The organism is Microbacterium azadirachtae, assembly GCF_000956545.1.
GTDB lineage: Bacteria > Actinomycetota > Actinomycetes > Actinomycetales > Microbacteriaceae > Microbacterium > Microbacterium azadirachtae.
This window is the reverse complement of sequence record NZ_JYIT01000046.1, coordinates 1-24,901: the sequence shown is the minus strand read 5'-3', so window position 1 is coordinate 24,901 and position 24,901 is coordinate 1. Positions and strand designations below refer to the sequence as shown.

23 protein-coding genes and 1 pseudogene are annotated in these 24,901 nt (G+C 66.2%); 5 read left to right on the top strand and 19 right to left on the bottom strand.

Annotated elements, in window-relative coordinates:
- The 7 genes from RL72_RS01590 to RL72_RS01560 form a co-directional block, all read right to left on the bottom strand.
- Positions 1-204 (bottom strand): alpha/beta fold hydrolase (locus RL72_RS01590; RefSeq protein ID WP_428838613.1); only part of this gene is annotated, 204 nt, incomplete at its 3' end.
- Positions 204-950, bottom strand: a complete 747-nt coding sequence (locus RL72_RS01585; protein ID WP_045249048.1) for a 3-hydroxybutyrate dehydrogenase — start codon at positions 948-950, stop codon at positions 204-206. The genes RL72_RS01585 and RL72_RS01590, both read right to left, overlap by 1 nt.
- A complete protein-coding gene (locus RL72_RS01580; RefSeq protein WP_045249055.1) occupies positions 947-2,035 on the bottom strand; it encodes a branched-chain amino acid ABC transporter permease in 1,089 nt (362 codons plus the stop codon). The genes RL72_RS01585 and RL72_RS01580 overlap by 4 nt, the downstream gene beginning before the upstream one ends.
- Positions 2,036-2,106: 71 nt before the next feature.
- Positions 2,107-2,982, bottom strand: coding sequence for a branched-chain amino acid ABC transporter permease (locus RL72_RS01575; protein WP_045249047.1), 876 nt, complete (start codon positions 2,980-2,982; stop codon positions 2,107-2,109).
- Complete coding sequence (locus RL72_RS01570; protein ID WP_045249046.1) at positions 2,982-3,704, bottom strand: ABC transporter ATP-binding protein; 723 nt, start codon at positions 3,702-3,704, stop codon at positions 2,982-2,984. The genes RL72_RS01575 and RL72_RS01570 overlap by 1 nt, the downstream gene beginning before the upstream one ends.
- Positions 3,701-4,441: an ABC transporter ATP-binding protein gene (locus RL72_RS01565; protein WP_045249045.1), complete on the bottom strand. Its 741-nt coding sequence runs from the start codon at positions 4,439-4,441 to the stop codon at positions 3,701-3,703. The genes RL72_RS01570 and RL72_RS01565 overlap by 4 nt, the downstream gene beginning before the upstream one ends.
- A gap of 2 nt (positions 4,442-4,443) precedes the next feature.
- Positions 4,444-5,652, bottom strand: a complete 1,209-nt coding sequence (locus RL72_RS01560) for a substrate-binding domain-containing protein (RefSeq protein WP_045249044.1) — start codon at positions 5,650-5,652, stop codon at positions 4,444-4,446.
- Positions 5,653-5,846: 194 nt separating this feature from the next.
- On the opposite strand from RL72_RS01560, the gene RL72_RS01555 reads away from it, so the two are divergent.
- Both RL72_RS01555 and RL72_RS01550 read left to right on the top strand, forming a co-directional pair.
- On the top strand, positions 5,847-7,220 hold the full coding sequence (locus RL72_RS01555) for an MFS transporter (RefSeq protein ID WP_045249043.1): 1,374 nt from the start codon (positions 5,847-5,849) through the stop codon (positions 7,218-7,220).
- A 102-nt stretch (positions 7,221-7,322) separates the two neighbouring features.
- A complete protein-coding gene (locus RL72_RS01550; protein ID WP_346218185.1) occupies positions 7,323-8,273 on the top strand; it encodes an NADPH:quinone reductase in 951 nt (316 codons plus the stop codon).
- A gap of 72 nt (positions 8,274-8,345) precedes the next feature.
- Here the strand turns inward: RL72_RS01550 and RL72_RS01545 are convergent, their stop codons facing one another.
- The 12 genes and pseudogenes from RL72_RS01545 to RL72_RS01485 all read right to left on the bottom strand — a co-directional run bounded on the left by RL72_RS01545 (position 8,346) and on the right by RL72_RS01485 (position 23,133).
- Positions 8,346-9,245, bottom strand: a complete 900-nt coding sequence (locus RL72_RS01545) for a LysR family transcriptional regulator (protein WP_045249054.1) — start codon at positions 9,243-9,245, stop codon at positions 8,346-8,348.
- 235 nt (positions 9,246-9,480) lie between these two features.
- Positions 9,481-10,622: pseudogene (locus tag RL72_RS01540) on the bottom strand (IS3 family transposase); the annotation flags it as partial.
- 623 nt (positions 10,623-11,245) lie between these two features.
- Positions 11,246-12,034 (bottom strand): alpha/beta hydrolase fold domain-containing protein, encoded by a 789-nt coding sequence (locus RL72_RS01530; protein ID WP_156156663.1) that lies wholly within the window; start codon positions 12,032-12,034, stop codon positions 11,246-11,248.
- Positions 12,035-12,106: 72 nt separating this feature from the next.
- Positions 12,107-12,742: a GNAT family N-acetyltransferase gene (locus RL72_RS01525; protein WP_169748191.1), complete on the bottom strand. Its 636-nt coding sequence runs from the start codon at positions 12,740-12,742 to the stop codon at positions 12,107-12,109.
- A 173-nt stretch (positions 12,743-12,915) separates the two neighbouring features.
- Positions 12,916-14,355 (bottom strand): GH1 family beta-glucosidase, encoded by a 1,440-nt coding sequence (locus tag RL72_RS01520; protein ID WP_082071931.1) that lies wholly within the window; start codon positions 14,353-14,355, stop codon positions 12,916-12,918.
- 24 nt (positions 14,356-14,379) lie between these two features.
- The gene (locus RL72_RS01515; protein ID WP_045249039.1) at positions 14,380-16,743 is read right to left on the bottom strand and encodes a beta-glucosidase family protein; all 2,364 of its coding nucleotides are present in this window, start codon (positions 16,741-16,743) and stop codon (positions 14,380-14,382) included.
- A 78-nt stretch (positions 16,744-16,821) separates the two neighbouring features.
- On the bottom strand, positions 16,822-18,180 hold the full coding sequence (locus tag RL72_RS01510; protein WP_045249038.1) for a family 4 glycosyl hydrolase: 1,359 nt from the start codon (positions 18,178-18,180) through the stop codon (positions 16,822-16,824).
- A gap of 10 nt (positions 18,181-18,190) precedes the next feature.
- A complete protein-coding gene (locus RL72_RS01505) occupies positions 18,191-19,129 on the bottom strand; it encodes a BadF/BadG/BcrA/BcrD ATPase family protein (RefSeq protein WP_045249037.1) in 939 nt (312 codons plus the stop codon).
- 33 nt (positions 19,130-19,162) lie between these two features.
- A complete protein-coding gene (locus RL72_RS01500) occupies positions 19,163-19,954 on the bottom strand; it encodes a 6-phosphogluconolactonase (RefSeq protein ID WP_045249036.1) in 792 nt (263 codons plus the stop codon).
- 38 nt (positions 19,955-19,992) lie between these two features.
- Positions 19,993-20,799 carry a carbohydrate ABC transporter permease gene (locus RL72_RS01495; RefSeq protein WP_045249035.1) on the bottom strand — a complete coding sequence of 269 codons (807 nt, stop codon included), beginning with the start codon at positions 20,797-20,799 and terminating at the stop codon, positions 19,993-19,995.
- A 2-nt stretch (positions 20,800-20,801) separates the two neighbouring features.
- Entirely contained in the window at positions 20,802-21,635 is an 834-nt protein-coding gene (locus RL72_RS01490; protein ID WP_211256002.1) for a carbohydrate ABC transporter permease, read from the bottom strand.
- Positions 21,636-21,777: 142 nt separating this feature from the next.
- On the bottom strand, positions 21,778-23,133 hold the full coding sequence (locus tag RL72_RS01485; protein WP_082071927.1) for an extracellular solute-binding protein: 1,356 nt from the start codon (positions 23,131-23,133) through the stop codon (positions 21,778-21,780).
- 163 nt (positions 23,134-23,296) lie between these two features.
- Between RL72_RS01485 and RL72_RS01480 the strand changes: the two genes are divergently transcribed.
- The 3 genes from RL72_RS01480 to RL72_RS20185 all read left to right on the top strand — a co-directional run.
- Positions 23,297-24,016 carry a GntR family transcriptional regulator gene (locus tag RL72_RS01480; RefSeq protein ID WP_211256001.1) on the top strand — a complete coding sequence of 240 codons (720 nt, stop codon included), beginning with the start codon at positions 23,297-23,299 and terminating at the stop codon, positions 24,014-24,016.
- 45 nt (positions 24,017-24,061) lie between these two features.
- Entirely contained in the window at positions 24,062-24,343 is a 282-nt protein-coding gene (locus RL72_RS19670; RefSeq protein ID WP_156156661.1) for a hypothetical protein, read from the top strand.
- A 56-nt stretch (positions 24,344-24,399) separates the two neighbouring features.
- The coding region (locus RL72_RS20185) for a hypothetical protein (protein WP_211256000.1) at positions 24,400-24,901 on the top strand (502 nt) is incomplete at its 3' end.

The following is a 24,901-nucleotide window of genomic DNA, read 5'->3' as shown; positions in this document are numbered from 1 at the left end:
CAACGCACCGCTCCCGCCTCGGCCACGCAGATCCGGCGCGATGATCCATCGCTCGGGGAGCCTCTCCGCGACGAGATCCCAGGCCCGGTGGGTCGCGGTGATCCCATGGATCGCGAGGACCGGCGTCCCCGAGGTCTCGGGATGCCAGATGCCCACGGTGAGCGTGCCGCCCGCGACGGGGACCTGCTGGCTCGATCGGCTCATCAGCGCGCGCTCCATCCGCCGTCCATCGTGTAGCTGGCCCCGGTGACCATGCCCGCGTCCTGGCCGACCATCCAGAGCAGGAGACTCGCAACCTCCGACGGCTCGACGAGTCTTTTGATCGCGGATTCGGTGAGCATCACCTTCGGGAGGACCTCGCTCTCCGGGATGCCATGCGCCCGCGCCTGGTCGGCGATCTGCTTCTCCACGAGCGGGGTTCGGACGTAGCCGGGGTCGATGCAGTTGGAGGTGACCCCGTGCGCGCCGCCCTCCAGCGCCGCGACTTTGGACAGCCCTTCAAGGCCGTGCTTGGCAGCGACGTATGCGGACTTGTACGGCGAGGCACGCAAGCCGTGGACGCTGGAGATGTTCACGATGCGTCCGAATCCTCGCGCATACATGCCGGGCAGTGCGGCACGGATGAGCAGGAACGGGGATTCCAGCATGAGGCGCAGGATCGCCGAGAACTTGTCGGGCTCGAACTCCTCAATGGGCCGCACATGCTGGACCCCCGCGTTGTTGACGAGGATGTCGATATCGAGCACTTGAGTTGCCAGCTTCGCTGTGTCGCCGAGGTCGACCTCCCACGCCTCGCCACCGATCTCGGAGGCAAGGTCGCGGACGGCGTCGCCGTTGAGATCCGCGACGAGGACGTGCGCACCGGCGCCTGCAAGCGCCCTCGCGCACGCGGCACCGATACCGCTCGCCGCTCCGGTAACAAGAGCGCGACGTCCGTTCAGATCGGTCATCCTAAGTTCCTTTCGTGGTCGATCTGCGGGGCGGCGGGCCTCCTGCGCTCCTGGGCCGCCGCGGCGAGCCGGTGTGTGGTCCCCGCGATTCCCCCGGGCAGGAACAGCACGACAAGGACGAAGAGCGTTCCGAGGAGGAAGAGCGGTTCCGAGAGCGGAACCCGGAGGACCGCGGGGAGGCCGGAGATGAAGTCCGACCCGGCCAGTGCGGTCAGCCGCTGATCCAGCAGCGCATACACGATGCCGCCGACGATCGCGCCCCACCGATACCCCACCCCGCCGAGCACGACGATGACCAGGAGTGTCAGGGTGTAGTCGGCACTCGCGATCCGCGGCGAGGCGCCGGACTGCAGGAGCAGGTAGGCCATGCCGACGACGACCGCCAAGGTGGAAGCGACGACGAAGATCAGCAGCTTCACCCGGGCGGGTCTGATCCCGAGGACGCGGACCCTCATCTCGTTCTCGCGGATCGCCTCGGCAACGTGCCCGGCCTGGCTGCGTTCCACCCAGACGACGACGAGATAGACCCCGAGGAGCACCGCGACGGCGAGCCAGTAGAGGTTCCTGGTGTTGAGCACGCCGACCAGCGCCGCCGGGACGTGGGTGATGTCGAGTGACATACCCTCGTCACCACCGGTCACCCGTCCCGGGTTGCGTCTGATGAGAACGGATGCCGCCTGCGCGAAAGCGAGCGTCACCATGGCGAAGGAGATGCCGGTCACCCGCAGCGCCAGTGCTCCGAGGGTGAATGCCAGGAGCATCCCCAATGCCAGCGCCGCTGCGATGGCGATGACGAACACGAGCCCCGCAGGCCATTCCACCGGCGCGAGGAGATCGAGGAGCACGCCCAGCCCGTACGCTCCTGCCGCGAAGAACAGAGCATGCCCGAAGGACAGCATCCCGGCAAGACCGAACATCATCCGGTAGGTCAGTGCCAGAGCGGCGATCAGCATGGCGTACGCGAGCAATTGCAGGGTACCCGCTGTGTAGGTGGGTCCGGGCAGCACGCCGGGCACATCGATCGCGAGGAGAGGGAGCACGGCGGCAAGAACCACAAGCCCGACGGCCGCGAGCACCGGTGCCACGGCGCGCCACCGGCCGCTCGCGGGTCGTGCGTCTGCCGTCCGGTTCTGCGTCTCGGTGTCGATGCTGACGCTCATGCTTTCCTTCCCATCAGGCCCCTCGGCCGCACAAGCAGCACACCGGCCAGAGCGATGACGACGACGAGATCCCCGGTCCCTCCGAGGTAGAAGTTCGCGAACTGCTGGAGTACGGCAACGAGGACAGACGCGACGGCGGCGCCCGTGAGAGAGCCGAGGCCGCCGATGACGGTGACGATGAAGGCGAAGATCAACAGGACCGATCCGAGGTGCGCCGACACGTAACCGTAGTAGACCGATGCCAGCACTCCCCCGAGCCCTGCGGCCGCACCGCCGATCGCGAAGACAAGCGTGAAGGAGCGTCGCACGTCTATGCCGAGCGCGGTGACCATGGCGCGGTTCTCGACCCCGGCCCGGATGATGAGCCCGTACCGCGTGCGGCGGAGGAACAACACGATCGCGGCGAGCACGACCGCCGCGCACAGGATGAGCAGGAACCGGTCGTTCGGGATCTTCGCGCCGAGAAGCGTCGTCGTCTGCGACAGCCACTCGGGCTTATGGATATAGATCGGATCCGTGCCCCAGATCCCTTCGAAAAGGGCGACGCCGGCGAGGGACAGGCCGACCGTGACCAGCGCCTGCTCGATGTGACGCTCATACAGGCGCCGGATCAGGAGCAGTTCTGTCGCGGCGGCGATGAGGGCGCCGACGACGATCCCGACGAGAGCGGAAACGCCGAGCCCGAGCCAGGTGCCGTCGGAGAATCGTCGGCCCGCCTCCCAGCCGAGGAAGGCGGCGAGAGTGAGGAACACGCCGTGGGCGAAGTTCAGCACCCCCATCAGTCCGTAGATGAGGGAGAGCCCGCTTGCGACCAGGAAGTAGAGCGCGCCCAGTCCGAGCCCGGTGATCAGAAGGAGAAGGACGGTGCTCATCAGGCGTCGACCTCACTCGGGGTGGCACCGTGCACGCCGAGATGGCGATGCACGAGGTCGTCGTCCGCGAGGAATGTCGCCGCATCGCCCGTGTGGACGACACGTCCGGCAGCGAGCACGATCACTCGATCAGCGAGCGCACGGATCACGTGCAGGTTCTGCTCGACCAGGAGCACGGGGACCTTCTCCGCCGCGGAGCGTAACGCCGAGGCGACCTCGTCCACGATGCGAGGGGCGAGCCCCTTGGTCGGCTCGTCGACCAGCAGCAGACGATTCTCGTTGAGAAGGGCCCGCGCGAGGGACACCATCTGCTGCTGCCCGCCGGAGAGCGTTCCGGCGCGTTGGGCGGATCTTTCCGTCAGTTCCGGGAAGAGCCGGTCAACGAGCGCCCGATCTGTCGGGCCTCCACGATCGGCGAGACGGAGGTTCTCCTCTACCGTGAGACCGGCGAAGACATCCCTGTCTTCGGGTACATATCCCACACCGAGACGGACGATCCGGTGGGTCGGCAACCGATCGATGCGAGCGCCCGCGAGCCGCACCTCGCCGGCACGGTCGATGAGCCCGAGGACGGCGCGGAGGGTGGAGGTCTTGCCCACACCGTTGCGGCCGAGCAGAGCCGTGATCCCGGTACCGGGAACCTGGAAGGAGACATCCTCGACGACCTGCTGCCCCTGGATCCGACCGGACAGATGCTCAACGCTGAGAATGGTGGAACTCATGCGGCCTCCCCCAGGTAGGCGGTCTGCACGGTCCGATCGCGCATGACCTCATCCGGGGCGCCGAGAGCCAGCATCTCGCCGTGATGGAGCACGGCCACCTGATCGACGAGCCCGAGGAGGACTTCCATGTGATGCTCGACCATCGCGACCGTCCGACCCGCACCGTGGATCCTCCGGATCACCTCGGTGAGGCCGGGCACGTCACCGGAGGCGACGCCGGCCATCGGTTCGTCCAGGAGCACGACCTTGGGATCGGCGACGAGGAGCATCGCGATCTCCAGCTTCCGTTTCTCTCCGTGGGAAAGGTCTCCGGCCGCGGTGTTGACCCGCTCCTCCAGGCCGACCTCGGCAAGCGCGTCGAACGCGGCCGTCTCGGCCGCGTCGGATCGCCCCGGCCGACGGAGAATGCTTGACGCGCCGCCGAGCGCGGCCTGCGCGGCAAGACGGACGTTCTCCCGCACCGTCAGCGACGGGAACAGGCTCGAAGTCTGAAACGTCCGCCCCAACCCTGCAGCTGCGCGCCGATGCACGGCTGTCCGTGTGATGTCCTGCCCGTCGATAGCGACAACTCCCGCCGTCGGACGGACAAGCCCGGAGATCACGTTGAACAGCGTCGTCTTGCCCGCACCGTTCGGCCCGATGACGCCGAGCATCTTCCCCTTCTCCAACTCGAAAGAGATGTCGTTCAGGATCCGGGCGCCACCGATGGCGAGACCGATTCCGGACACGCTCAGCATCGTCACTTCTTCGCGACCGGAGGTGTGACGCTCCCCGCATCGATCTTCTTGACAAGCTCCGGCGTCCAAGCACCGCCGCTCTGCACGAGCTTCGCCTGATACATGGGCTGGATCAACGCATGGTCCTCAGCCCGGATGGTGAGCTTTCCCTTGACAGAGTCAAAGCTCCACCCTTCGAGTGCCTTGACCATGCCGTCCACAGACCCGCCGCCCTTCTCGATCGCGTGCACGACCATCTGCGCCGCCACGAACCCGTCGGGCGAGAACAGGTCACCCTTGTTACCGTTCTTCTCGAGAAGCGCGATCATCGCCTTCTCCTGCTCCGTGCCGGCAGCTCCGGAGAAGTAGTGGTTGAGGAACGAGATTTTCGAAGAGGCATCGCCATAGGCGCCGTAGGTCGCCACATCCCCCAGCCCGGTCACGACAGGCGCTGCGTCGAACACCCCCTGCTGCGTGAGCGCCGTCCACATCGCTCCCGAGGAGGCCCCCGCCCAGGCGACGAAGACGAGATCCGGTTTCGCGTCGATCAACTGCTGCGCGAACGGGGTGAACTCGGTCGCATCCTCCGCGACGAGCACCCCATCGACGGTGGCGCCCTTGCCGCCGAGCACCGTCTTCACCGCTGCCAGGTTCCCCTGCCCGAACGCATTGTCCTGCGCGAAGACGACCACATGCTTGCCCTTCGGATCTCCGATGAAGGTGCCCGCCGTCGCCACATCCTGATATGTCTGCCGACCCGAGCGGAACGTGTAGCCGTTGACGCCGGTGATCGCATCGGCCGCCGCGGGCCCCGAGATGTAGAGCACCTTGTTCTGTGCCGCCTGCTCGGCGACCGCCGTGGCAACCCCCGACGCAGCGGTGCCGGCGAGGATCTGGTAGCCCTGGCCGATGAAGTCCTTGGCCTTGGCGACCGCCGTGTCAGGGTTGCCCTGATCATCGGCCCACGTCAGGTCGATCTTGTGTCCGGCGACCTCACCCGTGCCGTCCGTCGCATAGTCGAGGCCTGCCTCGAAACCCGCGGTGTACGCGGCACCATAGGCCGCGAGAGGACCCGTCTGGCTTGTCAGCATCGCGACCTTCACCGGAGTGGCCGCGCCCGCGGTGCCGGACGGCGTGCTCGCGCCTCCTTGGGCGTTCGGCGCACAGCTGGCAAGCCCGAGAGCCACGGTGGCGGCGATCGCTGCGGCGATGCTTCTCTTCATGAATCGCATGGGGTACTGCCTTTCGACGTTGAAGGGCAGGAGGCCGAGCGACCTCCGACACGATCAGTATCTATGGCTATTCACGCGCATTTCGATCCCGGAACGCGCACCACTGATGTGCAGATTTGCGCATTGGCAACGTGGCCGTGCCCGTGAAAGATCGACCAGCAGCGCCCCCACCCATTCATGCGAAGGAGCATCGGATGCACACCGCACCCCGTCCCCCGGCCGAGTCCGCCTCAGCCCTGCGCAAAGTCGTCGCCGCGTCCATGGCCGGCACCGTGGTCGAATGGTACGAGTTCTTCCTCTACGCGTCCGCAGCAACCCTTGTCTTCGGGACCGTCTTCTTCCCGCCCTCCGGAGACCCGTTCGCGGGGATCATCGCAGCATTCCTCACCTACGCGGTCGGGTTCATCGCACGCCCGTTGGGGGGAATCGTCTTCGGCCACCTCGGGGACAAGTACGGGCGCAAGCGTCTCCTCCAGATCAGCATCCTGCTGATCGGCGCCGCAACCTTCCTCATCGGCTGCCTGCCGACATACGCGCAGCTGGGTCTCTTCGCCCCGGCCCTTCTCGTCCTTCTCCGATTCATCCAGGGCTTCGCCCTCGGCGGCGAATGGGGAGGCGCGGTCCTCCTTGTCGCCGAGCACAGCCCCGACCGGTCCCGAGGCTTCTGGGCCAGCTGGCCTCAGGCCGCTGTTCCCGTCGGGAACCTCCTTGCCACGCTCGTGCTGTTCGTCCTCTCCAGCACGCTGACCCCCGCGGCGTTCCTGGACTGGGGCTGGCGTGTCGCCTTCTGGCTGTCAGCCGTGATCGTCCTGATCGGCTGGTACATCCGCACAAAGGTGAGCGAAGCACCGATCTTCCTCGAAATGCAGGCCGAGAGGGAGACCGCGAAACAGAACTCCTTCGGCCCGTTCGAGGTGATCCGCCGATACCCGCGGGGCGTGCTGATAGCGATGGGACTCCGCGTCGCCGAAAACATCCTCTACTACGTCGTGGTCACGTTCTCCATCGTCTACCTCACCCAGGTCGTCAAAGAGGCGACATCCGCGACCCTGCTGATCCTGGTCGGCGCGCACATCGTCCACTTCATCGCCGTCCCCCTCTTCGGACGCCTGTCCGACCGTCTCGGTCGCCGCCCCGTCTACGCGACCGGCGCCATACTCGGTGCGACCTGGGCCTTCTTCGCCTTCCCAATGATGTCAACCGCCAACCCCGTCGCGATCTGGGCCGCGATCGCGCTGGGTCTCGTCTTCCACGCCGCGATGTACGCCGCACAACCGGCGATCATGGCCGAGATGTTCCCCACTCGCATGCGCTACTCCGGAGTCAGCCTCGGCTACCAGGTGACCTCGATCTTCGCCGGATCCCTCGCACCCATCATCGCAACCAGCCTCCTCGCCCAGTACGGCTCGAGCGTCCCCGTCGCCATCTACGTGGCCGTCGCCTGCGCAATCACCCTCGTCGCGGTCTTCTTCGCCCGCGAAACCGCAGGACTCGACCTCCGCAGCATCGACACGGCTGACCGGCAACGAGCTGACCTCGCCCAGGTTGCCAGCCCGCCCAGCCCCTGACGATGACACCGCGGGTCGGGCATCATCGCCCGACCCGCGGATGATCGAGAGGACTTTCCGTTGAAGAGCGTCTGGTATGAGCGCACCGGTCAGGCACGGCAAGTGCTGCAGCTCGGGGACCTCGATGCGCCTGTTCCCCGTTCGGGTGAAGTGCTGGTCAGGCTCATCGCGTCCGGGGTGAATCCGTCCGACGTAAAGGCAAGAGGCGGGATCCGGGGTGGCAACAGTGCGCTCCCTTTCCCTCTGGTCGTGCCCCACAGCGACGGCGCCGGAGTCATCGTCGAGCCGGCGTCAGGGAGCGAGAGGTTCTCCCCCGGGGATCGCGTCTGGGTCGCCAACGGCCAATGGCAGCGCCCGATGGGAACTGCGACCGAGTACATCACGATCGACGAGCGCCTCGTCTTCCCTCTTCCCGCATCGACTTCCTTCGCGGTCGGAGCAGCACTTGGCATCCCTGCACTGACCGCGTGTCATGCCGCCACCGGATTCGGCGACCTCACCGGCCGGGTCGCGCTCGTCAGCGGAGGCGCGGGAACAGTCGGTCGGCTCGCAATCCAGTTCGCGAAGCACGCCGGGGCATTCGTCGTAGCCTCGGTGAGAGACGACGCCGATGCCAAAGACGTGCTCGATGCGGGCGCAGACAGGTGGGTGCGCTATCAGAGCCCGACCTTCACCGAGGACGTGCTGCACGCAACCGACGGGCGCCGCATCGACCATGCGATCGAGGTCGAATTCGGCGCAAACGTCGACCATCTCGCCGATCTGCTCGCAGATCGGGCGACCATCGTCGCATTCGGCTCAACGCGAGTCCCCGAGCCCACAATCCCGTTCTACAAGCTTCTGTTCACAGGCGTGCGGCTGGAGTTCCTCCTCGTCTACCTCCTGTCGCACCAGGAGCGGCAGGCCGCGGCCGACAAGATCAGTGCGCTCCTCGCGAGAGGCGGGCTCGACGTCAGGATCGATCGCGAGCTTCCCCTCGAAGAGTGCGCGACCGCCCATGAGCTCGTCGAGGCCGGAACCCGTCGCGGAGCGGTCATCTTGCGCATCCCGTGATCGGCGCAATACCCCCACCTTGCCGCTTGCACCCGGGAGAGAACTATCGGCGGAGCATGGGCCCACCACTGGTCAGAATCGGCCGAGGAGATCCTCGCGCACCTGCTCGATCCTCCCGCGCATCGCCGAGATATAGGCCAGCACCACGGGCTGTCGGAGCGCCTCCGGATGGGTGACCAACCAGTACGGCAGACGGACCTCGACCTCGTCCGGCAGCACACGGACCAGATCGGAATGCGGGCCCGCCAAAAAGACGGGCAGCAGCCCGATCCCCGCTCCGGCGCGTGTGGCGTCGATGTGCACGTAGACATTGGTGCTGGAGACGGCATCCACCATGCCCGGCACCGCCCGACGCGCTTCGTCCAGCGCATCGACCTGGAGCATTGACTCGATGAAGTACACGAGCGACCTTCCCGCAAGATCGGAAAGGGACCGCGGTGCCCCATGCGCCGCCAGATACGCGGGACTGGCATAGAGGCCCAGCGCATAGTCCGCCAGATGAGTGGCCTCGGCACGGTGCACGTGCGGCTTGCCCACGACGACCTCAAGATCGACGCCCACGCGCTGCTGAGCGGCACGCCTCGTCGCAGCCACCATCTCAAGAGACACCCCCGGATGTTGACCGCGCAGCGCGACGATCGCCGGCGCCGCGATGAACCCGCTGAACCCATCCGTCGCCGACAGACGGACAACCCCGCCCAACGCCGCCGACTCCGAATCCAGTCCCCGCATCGCCTTCTCCACGCCCTCCGCCACGGTGAGGGCCTGCTCCCCTCGTGCGGTGAGCACCCACCCCGACGTTCCGCGAGTGAGAAGACGACCCCCGAGGGCGCTCTCCAACGCCTCCACCCTGCGGGCGATCGTCGTGTGATTCACTCCGAGAGCCGCCGCGGCGGCCGTGTACCTCCCGGTCCGCGCCACCGCGAGGAAGACCAGAAGATCGTCAGAGCTGGGGGCGGACGGGCGTGGCATGATCACAATGGCGATGATCCCATCTGTCGGCCCCGCGCGCGAGACACCGCCGACGAGGGTCCGCCCGCGAACCCCCAAGAGCGACGGCGCGGTGCACAACTCCGTACCACTGCACGGTGATTCGCCCTGGGTTTCGTTCCTATCGGGCGGCTTGGGAGACGGGTGTTCCCAAGGGTGTGTCGAGGCCAGCGTAGTAGTCGGCTTCGACCTCGGCGGGAGTGCGCACGTCGAGCTATCCGTGGAGGCGCTGATTGTTCCACCACCACACGTATTCAAGCGTCGCGAGTTCGACCTGCTCGACCGTGCGCCACGGGCCGCGGCGGCGGATCAGTTCGGTCTTGTAGAGCCCGTTGACGGCCTCGGCCATGGCGTTGTCGAACGAATCGCCCACGGTTCCTGTCGACGGCGTCGCACTGAGTTCCTCGATGCGGTCCGTGTAGACCACGGCGAGGTAGTTTGACCCGTGGTCGGCGTGATAGACGAGTCCGTCGAGGTTCCCGTCCGCAGCCCACGCCGCCATGTTCAACGCTTGGAGCGGCAGGATGTCGGCTTTGAGCGTCGAGGCGACGTTCCACCCGACGATGCGGCGGGAGAACACATCGGTGACGAACGCGACGTAAGCGAACCCGGACCACGTCGCGACATACGTCACGTCCGCGACCCAGAGCCTTCGGGGCGCGTCGGCGGTGAACCTGCGTTGGACGAGATCTTTCGGCTTCTCGTTCGCTGGGGCGGACTTCGTGGTGAAAACCTTCTTCGACCGCTTCACCCCGTGAACACCAGCGATCCGCATCAGCCGGCCCGTCTGATCCCGACCGATCACCCAGCCCTGCCGCCGCAGTAGCGCATGCATCTTCCGGACCCCGTAGACGCCGTAGTTCTCCGCATGCAGCCGGGTGATCTCCGGGATCAACAACTCGTCCCGCAGCTGCCGAGCTGATGCGGGACGCGCTTGCGCGGCCCGGTATCCGCGGGCGGTGAGGAACCCCACCTCGGCTTGCCGCATCACACGGCAGACGAGCTCGACCCCGAAACGATCGCGCATCTTGTCGACGAACACGATCATCTCGACGAGGGGCGGCCGAGCTCGGTCGCGAAAAACACGCTCGCTGACCGGAGGATCTCGTTCGCCTTCTCCAACTCGGAGATCTGCTTCTTCAACCGCTTGATCTCCGCCTGCGCCTCGCTCGAGGTCCCCGGCTGACGCCCCTCGTCGACGTCGAGGCGCTTCTTCCACAATCGCAGCGTCTCGGGGTTGACGCCGAGCTTGGCGGCCACATGCTTGATCGCGGCGTGATCGGTCTTGTGATCGGGGCGAGCCTCACTCAACATCCGCAGCGCGCGCTGACGAAACTCGTCCGGATACGGTCCTGGCATAACTCCATCCTCCAAAAGGAAAGGACGGAACGAAACCCAGGGCGAATCACTACCACGTTGACGAGCTGATCTCGCCCGAACCCGGCGCCGGCCGTCGGTCTTTCGAGTTCCAACTCGTGCGACGCGAGAGCTGCGGTTGCGAACCGTTCCGAGTAGCTCCCGGCTGGGACGTCTGACCCTCACCGCCGGACTCGATCGCGATCAGCAACGCCGCGAAGGACGGCATCGTCCACGCAGTGCTCGGTGATGACGCGTTGTGCTGCATCTACGACAGTCTGATAGTCGAGGGTCAGTACCGCAGAGGCGCAGGAAGAGTTCAAGGCGCTACGCCTCCAGCTTTGGGCGAACTACGCCGCCCAGCTCAGGGCCAACCTCCACAAGGGTCCTTACTCTTCCAACCGTTGCGGCAGTTGTTCCCCAACTTCCGGTGGATGCCAATGATCCGGCAGATCTCCGAGTTGTTCAGCCCTTGCCGCCACAGCTCAACGTACCGAGCCTGCTCGCCCGGCATCGGGACCGGTCCGACCATCTTCCGCGTGACCCGTTTCCTCGACAACACGACTCCTCAAAGTAGCCCGTATTGCGACGATCGTCACAACCTGCCGTGACTACACGGTCTCAGATCAATCTGGCACGCTCAACGGCGCATTGCCGTGGTCAGTCTGGTCCAGCCAACCTTGGAGAATGGTCATCCCCTGCCCAAAATACGGACTTGAAGGGTCATTGAGAAACCCGTGCTCTGAGCCCGCCACGACGCGCTCGTCCGTCGGCACGAGGGCAGTACGCAGTTGCTGCGCGAAACGCTTTCCTGAGGCGCGGAGGACGTCGTGCTCTGCATCGAGGACGAGAACGGGCGAAAGACCTGAAGGGTTCCCCTCCCCCGGAATTGCCTGAGGGTTGGCGAGGAGCGCCTCGACACCCACGTAGTTGAGCATCATCCGTGTCATCCATCTCCGCGCGGTGGCGTCAGTGACCGTGGTCAGGTATTGCCCTTCCGCGTCCGAATGGGCAGGCAGTCGTGAGTGGAAGACTCCGTAGACGAATGCCAGACCGGTGGGGATCAGGCCGCCCTCGTCGCGCATTCGGATCGCCGAGCCCGCGGCGATACACGCTCCGGCGCTGGCCCCGCCGAGAAACGCGGGGCCAGCGGCTGCCAGATCGGTGAATGCCGCCAAGACGTCATCCTGCGCGGCAGGGTAGCGACCGGGCGCCGCCCCTAACACCAACGGGGTTTCCCCGGAGAAGTCGGGCGCGAGCCGGTACTGGAGCGTCCTCACTCGCCTCCCTGAGGCGGCGAGCCGATGGGCGACGACGTTGGACTCTGGCATGTCGATATCGCCACCAGCAAACGCGCCGCCATGGATCCACAGCAACGGACTGCCTGTCGGCCGTGCAGGGAAGTAGTCGCGCACCAGCGTTGTCGTGCCCGGAACAGTGTGCGTGCGAACGGTGACTCTCAAGACTGCTTGCACCTCAGAGCAGGATCAACTCACCACACGCCGCTGTCGGGCAGTGAGGCCGTAGTACGGGAGCCGCTTGGCTGGGGTGAATCCGAGTTTGGTGGCGAGTGCGACGGAGGCGTGGTTGCTGGCTCGGCAGGACCAGACCGGAGTGATCCCGCGTTGAAGGAGGTCGTCGATCATGCGTGCGGCGACGGCTGTGGCGAGTCCTTTGCCGCGGGCATCCGGGTGGGTTTCGATGCCGATCTCGAGTTCGTCATCGAAGCGGAATGAGGTGAAGGCGAGTGCGCCACGTTTCCCGGCGTGTTCTGCACGCCATCCTCCACCGTGTTCCAGGAACTGGTCGGCGTCGTTCCAGAACTCTCTGGGTACGACTGCACCTGGCTGGGCAAAGTCGGTGCTGTCGGCGGGTACGATCGCCCATCCTTCGGGAGCCTGGCCGTGGGCGGAGTCGAAGGCTGCAGGGTCAAACCCGAAGTTGACGCGTTCATGTACTGAGGCCCGCAGCGGGGAGGCCGTCAGTTCCCGTTCCCAAGGTAGGCCAGCCCACCGTGGGTCGATCTGCAGCCACTCATCGCGATCTCGATACCGCCCGGCCTGAAGGTGAGCGACGATCTCGTCGAAGGCGGCACCCACACCCTCACCCCAGATCAGCGACATGCCGTACGGGTGCACCGCATGGTAGGCGCCGGCGTGTGACTCGGACGTGTGGAGTTGTCCTGTGACGACGCCTTCGATGACCGCCCGTGCGAACCCGACGTTGACCTCGACCTGTGCGAGCTCGGCTGCTCCCTCGCGGGCGGTCGTCTCATCCGTGGGACCTGTAAGTCGCATCAGGGGACCATATCAATCGTGTCGATGACGCCGTCGCCGTCGCCGTCGCCATGTTCGTCTTCGGCGTTGGCGAGGGCGACAGTGCGGTAGACCGCCCCGGACTGCTTCACCGTGCGGCGTTGCGTCGGGTAGTCGACGTGGACGATGCCGAACCTCTTGCGGTAACCCTCAGCCCACTCGAAGTTGTCCAGCAGCGACCAGGCGAAATAGCCCCGCAGCGGCGCTCCGGTATTGAGACAGCCCGCGGCGGCTGTGAGGTGATCCAGGAGGTAGTCGACCCGCGGCGTGTCGACGATCGACCCGTCGCTGGCTTCCTCGTCGTCCCAGGCGGATCCGTTCTCCGTGATGTAGATCGCGCCGGGTGCGTACTTCTCATGCGTCTGCGTGACGATGTCCGCGATGCCCTGCGGGTGCACCTCCCATCCCATGGCGGTGAAGACACCCGCCGGCGGGGTCTCCTTCGCACGGACAACCGGCACGCCGTCATCCGCCTGCACGACACCCCGGGCGTAGTAATTGATGCCGACGAACTCGATGGGACTCGAGATGACCTCGAGGTCGCCCTCCTGAATCGGGATCTCGGTGTCGAAGAGTTCTTCGGTGCCGGGGTGGTACTGGCCGTGCGTGATCGGGTGAAGGAAGAGCCAGTTGCGGTACAGATCGAATCGTTCTGCCGCTGCGGCGTCCTCGGGACCGGGAGTGGCGGGTTCGGCGGGCGACATGCTCAGCGCTATCCCGACGTTCCGGTCTGCGGGCAGCGCGGCACGGAGCGCCTGGGTGCCGAGGCCGTGGGCGAGCAGTGTGTGGTGCATGGCACGGACGGCATGCTCTTCGGATCGGATCCCCGGGGCGTGCACGCCGTCGAGGTGCCCTAGGAACACGTACACCCACGGCTCGTTGAGCGTCATCCAGTTCCGAACTCGATCGCCGAGACGGTCGGCGACGATGCTCGCGTACTCGGCGAATCGGTGCGCGACCGACCGATCCGCCCATCCGCCTCTCTCCTGCTGCCACTGCGGAAGGTCCCAGTGGTAGAGCGTCGCGAAGGGCTCGATACCGTTGCCGAGCAGTTCGTCGACGAGCGCGTCGTAGAAGTCCAGGCCTCGACTGTTCACAATCCCGTCGGCTGCGGGCACGATGCGGGGCCAGGCGATGGAGAACCGGTAGGCGTCCAGTCCGAGGTCGCTCATCAGGGCGACGTCGTCCCGCCAGCGGAGGTAGTGCTCGTCCGCCCGGTCCAAGGTGTCACCGTCCGCCACTGCACCGGGAACTCGGGCGAAGACGTCCCAGATGCTCGGCGTTCGCCCGTCGGCGTCGATGGATCCCTCGATCTGGGGTGCGGCGGTTGCCGCGCCCCAGACGAAGTCGGTCGGGAACCGGCGACCGACATCGGCGGCGCGGGTGCGCAGCGCGGGAGGCAGCGGCGAGATGGTCGTCATGTGGGCTCCTTCTCGTGACACGGATCAGCCGGCGTGGCCTTGGACGAACCGGGACGCGGCGATGTCGAGAAGCTCGGCATCGGGCACGAGGGGCGGGATCGAAGGGTCGTCGGAAAGGACGATGCTCTCGCTCAGACGGATGTCCCGCGAGGAGGCGCCGACCTCGATCCGGAACTCTCCGCCCTCGCGGCGCCAGAGCCCCGTCTTCCCGTCGGGGCGCACGGCGGCGGAGTCCCAGTAGGCGAAGTCACGATTCAGCAGCTCGAACCTCACACGGGTCGACTCCCCTGCCTCGATCTTGACTTTCTCGAAGCCTCGGAGTTCACGAAGCGGCCTTTGCACCTCCGCGTCCGGATCCCCGACGTACAGCTGCACGACTTCCTGCCCTGCCACGTCACCGGTGTTCGTGACGGTACAGGTGACCGTCACGCGGCCCACCTCCGCGTCAACGAGGTCGACACGCAGATCCGAGTAGCTGAACGTCGTGTAGGACAGTCCGTGGCCGAACGGGTAGCGCACCTCACGGCGGAGCGCGTCGTACCAGCGATATCCGATGAAGACGCCTTCACCGTAGAGCACGGTCCCGCGTTCGCCGAGCCAGTTCGGGAAGCCCGGGGTGTCCTCGAGTGCCAGGGGGAACGTCTCCGCGAGCTTTCCGGAGGGGTTGCTCCGCCCGAAGAGGACCTCGGCCACGGCCGATCCGACTGCTTGCCCGCCCAGCCAGGCCTCCACGATCGCGTCTACCCGGTCGTGCCACGGATCCATGGTCACGGGCGAGCCGTTCGAGAGCACGACGACCAGGCGTGCGCCGGTCTTCTCGCGCACGTCGGCCATGCGCAGGATCAGCGCGACCTGATCCGCGGGAAGCGCCAGAGTGTCCCGGTCGTTCGCCTCCTGCTCATAGGACAGAGGCAGGCCGGCGAACACCACGATGGTCTCCGCCTGCCCCGCGATCACGGCCGCCTCATCGATCAGCCGCTCCGCAGCCGCGGACAGCGGACGCTTGCCCAGATGCTGCACGGCCTCCGCAAGCTGGAGCTCTTTCGCGAGGGTTGCGGAGCGGCGGGCGACACGGGGCTTCTCCTCTTCCGTGACGACCCCGTGCGCGGCGAGGATCGCGAGGTTGTCATCCTGATAGGCGTTCTTGACCTCGTAGATGTAACCGGGCGCATAGTGCACGCGCCCGTTCGCAATCGCACGGATCGCCGCCAGCGGGGCGTCGATCCGCGTGGGATCGACGCCGGAGGATCCTCCGCCCTGGACGCGCGCATGCTCGGCGAACGCACCCACCACAGCGACAGCCCCCTCGGAGTGCTCCTCCAACGGCAACGCAGGCCCCCCGCCGCCGGGGATCGTCTCGTTGCGCAGCAGCGTCATGCTCCCGATGGCCGCCTCGCGAGCGAGCTCGTGGTGCTCTGCGGCGCGCAGGAGCCGGAGCTGCTCCGCCGTGAGGCGATCACCCGCGGCATGTCCGAGATCCATCACCGCACCGTTCACCCGGTCCGCTCCCGGGTAGGCGCGGGCCACGAGCTCCAGGACCCGGCGGGCGGCCGCGTCGACGACACCGATGTCCAGCTGTCCGTCCTGAACGGCGGCGACGATCTCCGCGTCGGTCGCGCCCTGCGTGCCCGGCATCTCGAGGTCGAGCCCCGCACGCAGCGCCGCGACCCGATCGTGCACCGCGTTCCAGTCAGACACGACGGCACCGCGATAACCCCATTCGTCGCGCAGCACCTCGGTGAGGAGCCAATGGTTCTGGGAGGCGTGCACCCCGAGGAGGCGGTTGTAGGAGCACATCACGGTCCACGGGTCGGCTTTCGTCACCACGCGTTCGAATGCGGACAGGTAGGTTTCGCGAAGGGTGCGCTCATCGGCGACGACGGAGATGCGGGTCCGCTCGATCTCCTGGTTGTTGGCGGCGAAATGCTTCAGCGAAGTGCCCACCCCGACCGCCTGGACACCGTCGACGTACGCGGCGCCAAGCTCCCCGGAGTGCACAGGGTCCTCGGAGAAGTACTCGAAGTTCCGTCCGCACAGCGGAGAGCGTTTCATGTTCACGCCGGGGCCGAGGACGACCTGAACGCCCTCCGCCCGGGCTTCCTCCCCGATCGCGGCGGCGACGCGCCGCATGAGCTGCCGGTCCCAGGACGCGCCCATCGCCGATGCGGTGGGGAACCCGGTGGCGGGCACCCAGACCATGTCGACACCGGTCTCCTTGCGCAGCCCGTGGGGTCCGTCGCCGACCTCGATCGACGGCACCCGTTGCGGCAACCCGGGCCGATCGAGGGGCTGGGTGTACCAGTCGTCGAGACCGGACAGGAGGGAGGCCTTCTCTTCAAGGGTCAACGCGGCGAGTACGGTATCGACGTCGAACGGCGGGAGAGTCATCGGAAGCAGATCTTTCAGCAGAGGAGGGGAAGCCCCTGCCGCCAGGGGGTGAGCGGCAGGGGCAGCAAAGGAAGCTGGTCAGTGCAGGGGCGGGAGGATGTCCTTCTGCCGTTCGAGGAACTCGTCGAGCATGGCCGCGGCCTTGTTGTGGGAGTCGACGATCGGGTCGAGCAGGATCGCCTGCAGAAGCTTCTGCTTGGACTGTTCGGCGTAGGCTTCGACGAGCAGCTTGTGGATGGATCCCTGCCGCTGGATCATCGCGAGGATCCCTTCGGGCAGCGGATCCATCCGCTGCGGGACGAGCACGCCATCGATGACGGTCGCCGGGACCTCCACGACCATGTCGTCCGGAAGACCCGGGATCGCTCCACGGTTGGGGACGTTCACCGCGGGCAGGTCACGCTCAACCCCGCAGGCGACCCACTCGATGATCGGGATCGCAAGCTCTTCCGAGGACTCCAGCTCACGCCCTTCGAGGGAGGCCTCCAGCGACATGAGCGTCTCATCCGTACGGCTGCCGTGGAAGGGACGATCCGTGTCGACGTTGCCGATGTGGTAGTGCCACTCCGGGGTCTCCACACCGTCACGCCACGGGCTCCCCTCGGCACGGTCATGGAAGTACTGCAACTGAGCGGGCACGAACTCGTCCGCCCAGGAGATGTACTCCCCGATGTGGTTGGCGCTGGGCGACGGCCACAGACCGAACCGCCGGAACAGGATACGAGACAGGCCGATCTCGTGCCAGTCGGACACCCAGTTCGCGTCGCGTTCGATCTCTCGGAGCCGCGGGTACAGATCCTCTCCGGTGCGGCGGTCGCGGACGGCCTGGAACCACTGGAAATGGTTGATGCCGGCCGCGGGGAGGTCCAGGTGCTCGCGGGGGATGTCCAGCAGGGCGGAAATCTGCCCCGCACCCATGAAGTAGCCGTGACAGAGACCGACGACCTTCACGGAGGTGAGCCGTGAGATCGCCTCGCACACCTTGTGCTCGGGGTTGGAGAAGTTCAGGAACAGCGCGTCCGGTGCGTGCTGTTCGATCGTCCGGGCGATCTCCAGCAGTGGACCGAACTGCCGCAGGGCGTGGAACAGCCCACCGGGTCCGCCGTTCTCGCCATAGACCTGCTTGAAGCCGTAGGCGCGCGGGATCGTGAAGTCCTGCGACCAGTAGTGGTAGCGATCCACCTCGATGGCGGTGATGATGAAAGCGGCCCCGGCGACCGCTTCGACGAGATCGGTGGTCGATGAGATCTCGACGTCGCGTCCGAGACGCGCGGCGACAGACCGTGTGTACTGTTCCATTTCGGCGAGCGGCTCGGCGGCGATGTCCATCAGAGTCAGCTCGAGGCCCTTCTCCGCGATGGGGTCGCTGAGAAGGAGGTCGCGGATCATGGTCCCGGCGAACTGGCGGCTGCCGGCACCGATCAGGGTGACTTTCATGGGGTGGCTCCTATCGGGAGGGGGTGGAGGATGCGTGCAGGTCGCGGGCGAGGACGATCGCGCCGTCGATGGGCGCCCGGTCGAGGATATGGAGTGTCACCGCCGGAGCGGTCTCGGCGAGGGCTGAGCGTAATGACTGCTGTAGGCGGGGCTGGCGTTGGATGACCGTCCCGCCGGCGACGACGGTGTCACTCGTGGTGCCGCGGGCCCGCAGCTGCGACACCAGCCGGGCCAGATCGGCGCCGGCGTGATCGATGAGAGCTTGCGCGAGTGGGGAGCCCTCGTCCGCGGCGGCGAACACCTCGGGCGCATGCCGGCCCCAGTTCTCGGCCGACTCGGCGGAACTGACCGCGAGGGCAAGCTCCGCCCGATCCTGGGCGTGGAATGCGTCCAGCAGGCGGCGTCCGAGCGGTTCGAGCGGGTCGCCGTCATCGAAACGGGCGAGCACGGCTCGGGTCGCGTCGCGGACAAGGCCCGCCGCGCTGCCTTCGTCGCCGAGCAGCCATCCCCAACCGCCTGCGGTGAGGAGCTCACCGGTGGCGTTGCGTGCGGTGGCGATCGATCCGGTTCCCACGACGACACCGATCGCAGTGACGGCTCCCATCGCGGGCCCCATCAGCTCGGAATCGTTGACGACCCGTACCGGGCCGCGGAAACGTGTCCGCAGTTCGGTCTCTAGTGCGAGGCATTGGGCGGTGCTGTCGCATCCGTGCGCCCCCACGACCACCGTTGTGTCCACGACGCTGTCACCGCCATGCGCGACGAGGAGATCGCGGAGGCCTTCCGCATCCGCGGCGAAGTCTCCGAGCGGAGCCCGCCAGGACGAAGGGACGACGACGTCCCGTCGCTCGACGCTCGAGCCGGCTGCCGCAGCGAAAGCGACGTGGGTCTTCGTCCCGCCAAGGTCGACGCCGATGACCTGGTGTCCAGATTCGGTCGGACCGGTCATGTCGTTCCTTCCATGGTGATCACCATGCTGGATCTACCCGGCGGGTACGGTCGCTGCGGCACTGTCGGCGAGCAGGGCGGCGTTGCGGCATTCGGTGACGATCGTGGCCGGCCAGTCCGGTTCGTAGGAGTGCGCGGCGGTGATGCGCGAGAATGCTTCGCGCTTGTGCTCGCCGGAGATGATCATGACGACCTCTGCTGACTGGCGGGCGATGGTGTCGACACCCACGGTGACACCGTGCCGGGGGACCATGTCGAGGTGAGCGAACTCGGGGAATGTGTCCATGTTGTCGCGGCGGGTGGCATCGCCGAGGGTGACGATGTGGGTCTTCGCGTCACGCGGGGTGCCCGGCTGGTTGAACGCCACATGGCCGTCGCTGTCGCCGGAGGCGAGCAGGAACAGGTCGATGCCGCCCGCCGCTTCGATCCTCTTGTCGAAGGCCGTGGGGTCGAGCGGGTCCGCTGTCCAGATCTCGGTCGGCGGGACCGTACCCGCGGCGTCTGCAGCCTCAACGATCGGACGCAGGATCTCTTCTTCGGCGAATCGGAGACAGGAGTAGGAGGCGGTCGGGTCAACGATGCGGTATTCGCCGTCTCCGTCGGGGAGGACGTAGTCGTCCATCATCACGATCACCAGGGCCGACAGGTCTGCCCCGGCACCGGCGCGGCGGGCGAGCGCCTCGTATACCGGAACGGCGGTGCGTCCGCTGGGGCAGCCGAGCAGGAACGGCCGTCCCTGGTGCGCGTGGATCCGGTCAAGGATCCGGTCAGCCACAGCATCGCCGATGGCCTGCGCGTCGGGGAGGATTCGGGGTGTCAGTTGCACGGTGGTGTTTCTTTCGTTGGGGCGGGGGTCCGTGAGGACTATTCCTTGATGGCGCCGGCGAGCATGCCCGAGATGAACTTCCGCTGGAAGATCACGTAGAGGATGAGCACCGGGGCGGCGACGATCAGTCCGCCGGCCGCCATGAGGTTGACCTGCGTGACGTACTTTCCCTGGAACACGCCCAGCGCGACGGTCGCGGTCTGGTTGTCGCCGTGCAGGAACACTAGGGAGAGGAAGTAGTCGTTCCAGGTCCACATGAAGTTGAGGAGGATGAGCGTGTACACGGCGGGCATGATGTTCGGCGCTGCGATCGACCACAGCATGCGGAACGCTCCCGCGCCGTCGAGTTCGGCGGATTCGAACACGGCACGCGGCAGGGTGCGGAATGCCGCTCGCATCCAGAAGATCCCGAACGGGACACCCATCGCGGTGTGGATGAGGATGACGCCCAGCAGGTTGTCGGTCAGTCCCAGGCTTCGGAACTGGTAATAGAGGGGCACGATGATGACCTCGAGGGAGATCATCATGCCGAGCAGGATCAGGGGGAAGAGGAACTTCTCCCCCAGCACGCCGAGCACTCCGAACGCGTACCCGCCCATCAGTGCGAGCAGCACGCTGAGGATCACGACGGAGGCCGTGATGATGAGGGAGACGGTCATCGACTGAGCGAACTCGGCCTGCTGCCATGCTGTGGCGAAGTTCCCCCACTGCAGATCCGTCGACGGGCGGCCTGCTCGATCGGGGCTGACGGCGGCGGCGACGAACGTGCCGACCGGCCAGAGCACGATGAGGGCCATGACGGTGAGGATTATGTAGTTCCAGGTCTTCTCCGAGCGGGAGGTCATGGTCACTCCTTTTCCGAGACGCGGGTGATGATGAGTGCGATGACGAGGCAGAGGACGGCCATGACGACGCCGATCGCTGCGGCCTGGCCCACGTTGGGGTTCACGAACGCGGCCTTGTACAACGCCACGGCGGGCGTCTGGGTCGAGGTGCCGGGGCCGCCGCGGGTGGTGATCCAGATCAGGTCGAACGCACGCAACGCACCGGTGATGGTCAGCGTCATGGCGACCGCGATCTGACCGCGGAGTCCGGGAAGGGTGACCGAGAAGAACTCCCGGACGGGACCGGCGCCGTCCATGCGCGCAGCCTCGTAAAGGTCCGGTGAGATCGAGGCGGCGCCGGAGACGAACAGCACCATGCAGAACCCGAAGGTGACCCAGGTACCGATGAGACCGACCGCGGGCAACGCCCAGGTGAAGTCGCCCAGCCAGTTCTTCGCAAACGCGTCAAGCCCGATGGCCCGGAGAGCCTCGTTGATCGGCCCTTCGGGGGCGTACATGCGCTTGAACAGCAGCGCGATGACGACACTGGTCATCACCTGGGGGAGGAAGAAGATCCAACGGTAGATCGCCATGCCCGGCTGCTTGCCCCGCGTGATCAGCGCCGCCGACATCAGGCCCAGCGCGATCGGCAACAGGGCGAAGAAGACCAACAGCACGAGGACGTTGCCGAGGGTGGAACGCAGCACCGGGTCCGTGAAGAAGTTCACGTAGTTCTGCACCCCCACCCACACGGCCGCGGTCACACCGTCCCATCTATAGAACGAATACTGGATCGACTGCACCATCGGCCACAGCACCACGGCCGCATACAGCACCAGACCCGGCGCAGCGAACAACAGGCCGGCACGCCGAGACCTGCGCCGGGCGGGGGCTTCGCGGCGGCGGCGCCGCGAAGTCGTGATCGTGCGCGTCGACGGGGAGCCGCCATCCTCCGCCGAAGCGGAGGAGGCGACTCCCGAATGTGGGATCGACATTGGTTCAGGACCCCGCGAGGAACGTGTTGCGGTCGGTATCCACGGCCTTCGTGAAGTCCTCGGGGGTGGTCTTGCCCGCCAGCAGCAGCTGCGTGTTCTGCGTCAGGGTGTCGAGCATGGTCGGCGCGGACCAGTCGAAGTACGGAACATACCCGTTGTCGGCGTCGAGGGTCTTCGCGGCGGTGGCCTCGTCCTTCTGGCTGCGGACGTCCGGGATCTTCACGTCTGCGCTGAGCATCGGGACCAGGCCGAGGTCGACCGCGTTCTGCGCCGCCTCCTTCGACATCAGGAAGTCCAGGAACGCTGCGGCCACGTCCGGGTGCTTTGACTTCGCGGAGATGATCATGGCCCCCGGGGCCGCGCCAACGCCGACCGTACCCTTGCCCGCTGCCTGGGGAAGCTGGATGTAGCCGAACTGGTTCAGCTTGTCGCCCGTGAGTCCCAGGGCGCCGGTGTAGTCGAAGCGGAACACGCCTCCCTTGCCGTCAACGAAGTCTGCAAGGGAGGTCTGGTAGTCGATGCCCTCGAAGTTCGGGGTCAGCCAGCCGTTCTTGTTCCAGTCCTGCAGGGTGGTCGCGGCCTTAGTCAGCCCGGTCTGCTCCGCGGTGACCTTCTTGCTCCCGTAGACGAAGTCGTTGATGTCGCTCTCTTTGCCGTACACCGACTGCAGGCCCAGCAGCGCCGCCGTGTTGCCGTCGAGACCGCTGTAGCTGAACGGCACCTCGCCCGCAGCCTTGACCTTAGCTGCCGCCTTTTCCAGCTCGTCCACAGTCTTCGGCGCGTCGATACCCAGCGCCTTCAGCTTGTCGGCGTTGTAGTAGACGCCGATCAGCGAGGTGCGCGCGACCGGCGTCGCGAACCAAGCCCCCGAACCGATAGTCGTGAAGTCGGTGGTGAACTCGTTCTGGCGGGCAATCGTGCTGGGGACCTTGTCCTTCCAGCCGTAAAGATCCGCGTACGGGTCCAAGTTCAGCACCAGATGCCCCTTGGCGAGAGTGCCCAGGGAGGACCACCCGTTGTTCGCCGAGGCGATGTCCGGGCCGCTTGAGTCCTGCAACTGCAGGTTCAGGGTGCTGGTGAGCTGCCCCCAGTCCTCACGAGTCCGCTCGATCTTCACGTTCGGGTACTTCTTCTCGAACTCGTCGACCGCCTTGACGATCCACTTCTCTTCCGCGGAACCCCAGAAATCGGACAACTTCAGCGTGACGTTGCCCGCACCGGCGACGTCCTTGGAAACCCCCGAGGGCGCAGCCGACGCCGAACCACCACCACCGCCCGGAGCGCAGGCAGCCAGACTGAGGGCTGCGATCAAGCTCGTCGCGACCGCGAATGCGATGCGCGTCTTCCTACGTGCGGACATATCTCACTCCGTTGTGGTCAGGGAACTGCAAGTGGTCGGGTTGCTGCGGCGCCTTTCGAGGCCCCGTCGTGTGGAACGCTACCATTCGTGAACCAGATAAACCAGTACAAGGCCCATTTGGAGCAATGGTTCGCCCAGTTGGTGCGTGTGGTATGGTGTGGCCGTGAATCTTCCGGCAGCAGCACGTCATGCATACGAACAGCTCATCGGCGAGCTGGAGACCGGGCTTTTCCCGCCTGGAACGCGGCTCCCCGGCGAGCGAGAGCTTTCCGCCCGCTTCCACGTCAGCCGGGCAACACTGCGCGTCGCGCTTTCCGCGCTTGAAACCGAAGAACGGTTGCAGCGTTCCGCGCAGCGTGGGTGGTTCGTGCCCGCGCAAGTGATCGGCGAGCCCCCAAGCACCCTGCAGTCCTTCACAGAGATGGCACGGGCGCGGGGTCTCCAACCAACAGCTCAGGTCCTCGCGCAGAACGTGCGGCCGGCAACCCTGGACGAGTCCGAGCGATTGCGGGTCGCACCGACCGCGCCAGTCATCCAAATCGATCGTCTTCGCAGCATGGACGGGATGCCAGTCTGCTTCGACGTCGTCGTCGTCCCGATGCAACGCGCGGAAGCCTTAGCCACCGCGGACCTCACCGATGCGTCACTCTATGAGGCGCTGCAGCAGCTCTGCGGGCTCACGGTCCACCGCAGCGCGTACACGGTCATGGCATCTGTGGCAGACCCCGCATTGGCCAAAATGCTCGGAACATCCATCGGCTCCCCCGTCCTCGTCGGCGAAGAGACCGCGTACGCCTCCGACGGCACGCCGATCCTCGTTGGCGTGAACCGCTACCGCGGCGACGCCTACCGCTTCGAAGCGGATCTCTACCGACGCACCTGAAAACTTGCAACGATCACAGACCGACGATGCGCCGAAGGACTCCTCATGGATAATGTCCTGTCCTTCGGCGATCAAAGACCTGACGATGCGCATCGTTTCAGTCGAATGCCGGCGGATCGGGATGCCATACAGCGTCCGCTGCCCAACCTGAGCAACACACTTAACCTCAGCTCGAAACTGCAGCCCTCGTCCGTCCGCCTCCGCCCGGCGAACCAGCTCAACATCGAGAAGTGTCCACAATCTCAGTTGTTCGTCGCTGAAGGGCATGGTCTGGGTCGAATCTCGATCGGCAGGGCCGCCGTTCTTGCAAACGACAGGCAAGAGTGAAGAGCACCGGCGACCAAGCACCGCAAGACCCGGCGGGAGCCTCTTCACAGGTGCTGATGACAACGCTCGAAGCGATTCGTACACTGCCAACCAATCGCACGGCGGTTCCCTACCTCAAGATCGTGCATGTCATGAGTGGCGCCGTCCGAGTCGAGAGTGCGCAGGGTTCACGCCGGCTCCTGCCCGGGATGGCCTACGCACTCGGCAGCGGGCGGTGGTGCCGACTCGTTCCCAGTTCGCAGGTCCGGATCTGGACGGTCTACGCCAATGAACGATTCATGCGCTCCCAGATGGCATGGTTTCTGCCCGCACGAAACCGGGTCCGCGCCGGGCTCCATCCCGACGATTGGGATGGGAACCCGTTGGTCTTCACTTTCACCATGCCCACGGTGCGTAGATTGGAACCAATCTGGCGCCAGTTAAGCGTGATGCGTGACGACGCCTCTCCGCCCGAAGCCAGGGCTGCCCGCACGACAGAGCTTCTGGCGAAGTGGACACACGAAGTACTTCCCGCCTTCCTCGCCCCTGAACGCTCCGGCCGGCCTCTCCCCCCACGCC

Coding starts and splice junctions, on each gene's coding strand:
- RL72_RS01575 (WP_045249047.1), bottom strand. CDS start 2,982: ATGAGCACCGTCCTTCTCCTTCTGATCACCGGGCTCGGACTGGGCGCG.
- RL72_RS01585 (WP_045249048.1), bottom strand. CDS start 950: ATGACCGATCTGAACGGACGTCGCGCTCTTGTTACCGGAGCGGCGAGC.
- RL72_RS01485 (WP_082071927.1), bottom strand. CDS start 23,133: ATGTCCGCACGTAGGAAGACGCGCATCGCATTCGCGGTCGCGACGAGC.
- RL72_RS01555 (WP_045249043.1), top strand. CDS start 5,847: ATGCACACCGCACCCCGTCCCCCGGCCGAGTCCGCCTCAGCCCTGCGC.
- RL72_RS01495 (WP_045249035.1), bottom strand. CDS start 20,799: ATGACCTCCCGCTCGGAGAAGACCTGGAACTACATAATCCTCACCGTC.
- RL72_RS01515 (WP_045249039.1), bottom strand. CDS start 16,743: ATGACTCTCCCGCCGTTCGACGTCGATACCGTACTCGCCGCGTTGACC.
- RL72_RS01505 (WP_045249037.1), bottom strand. CDS start 19,129: ATGACCGGTCCGACCGAATCTGGACACCAGGTCATCGGCGTCGACCTT.
- RL72_RS01520 (WP_082071931.1), bottom strand. CDS start 14,355: ATGACGACCATCTCGCCGCTGCCTCCCGCGCTGCGCACCCGCGCCGCC.
- RL72_RS01570 (WP_045249046.1), bottom strand. CDS start 3,704: ATGAGTTCCACCATTCTCAGCGTTGAGCATCTGTCCGGTCGGATCCAG.
- RL72_RS01565 (WP_045249045.1), bottom strand. CDS start 4,441: ATGCTGAGCGTGTCCGGAATCGGTCTCGCCATCGGTGGCGCCCGGATC.
- RL72_RS01510 (WP_045249038.1), bottom strand. CDS start 18,180: ATGAAAGTCACCCTGATCGGTGCCGGCAGCCGCCAGTTCGCCGGGACC.
- RL72_RS01545 (WP_045249054.1), bottom strand. CDS start 9,245: ATGCCACGCCCGTCCGCCCCCAGCTCTGACGATCTTCTGGTCTTCCTC.
- RL72_RS19670 (WP_156156661.1), top strand. CDS start 24,062: ATGGATAATGTCCTGTCCTTCGGCGATCAAAGACCTGACGATGCGCAT.
- RL72_RS01525 (WP_169748191.1), bottom strand. CDS start 12,742: ATGTCGCTGATCTGGGGTGAGGGTGTGGGTGCCGCCTTCGACGAGATC.
- RL72_RS01560 (WP_045249044.1), bottom strand. CDS start 5,652: ATGCGATTCATGAAGAGAAGCATCGCCGCAGCGATCGCCGCCACCGTG.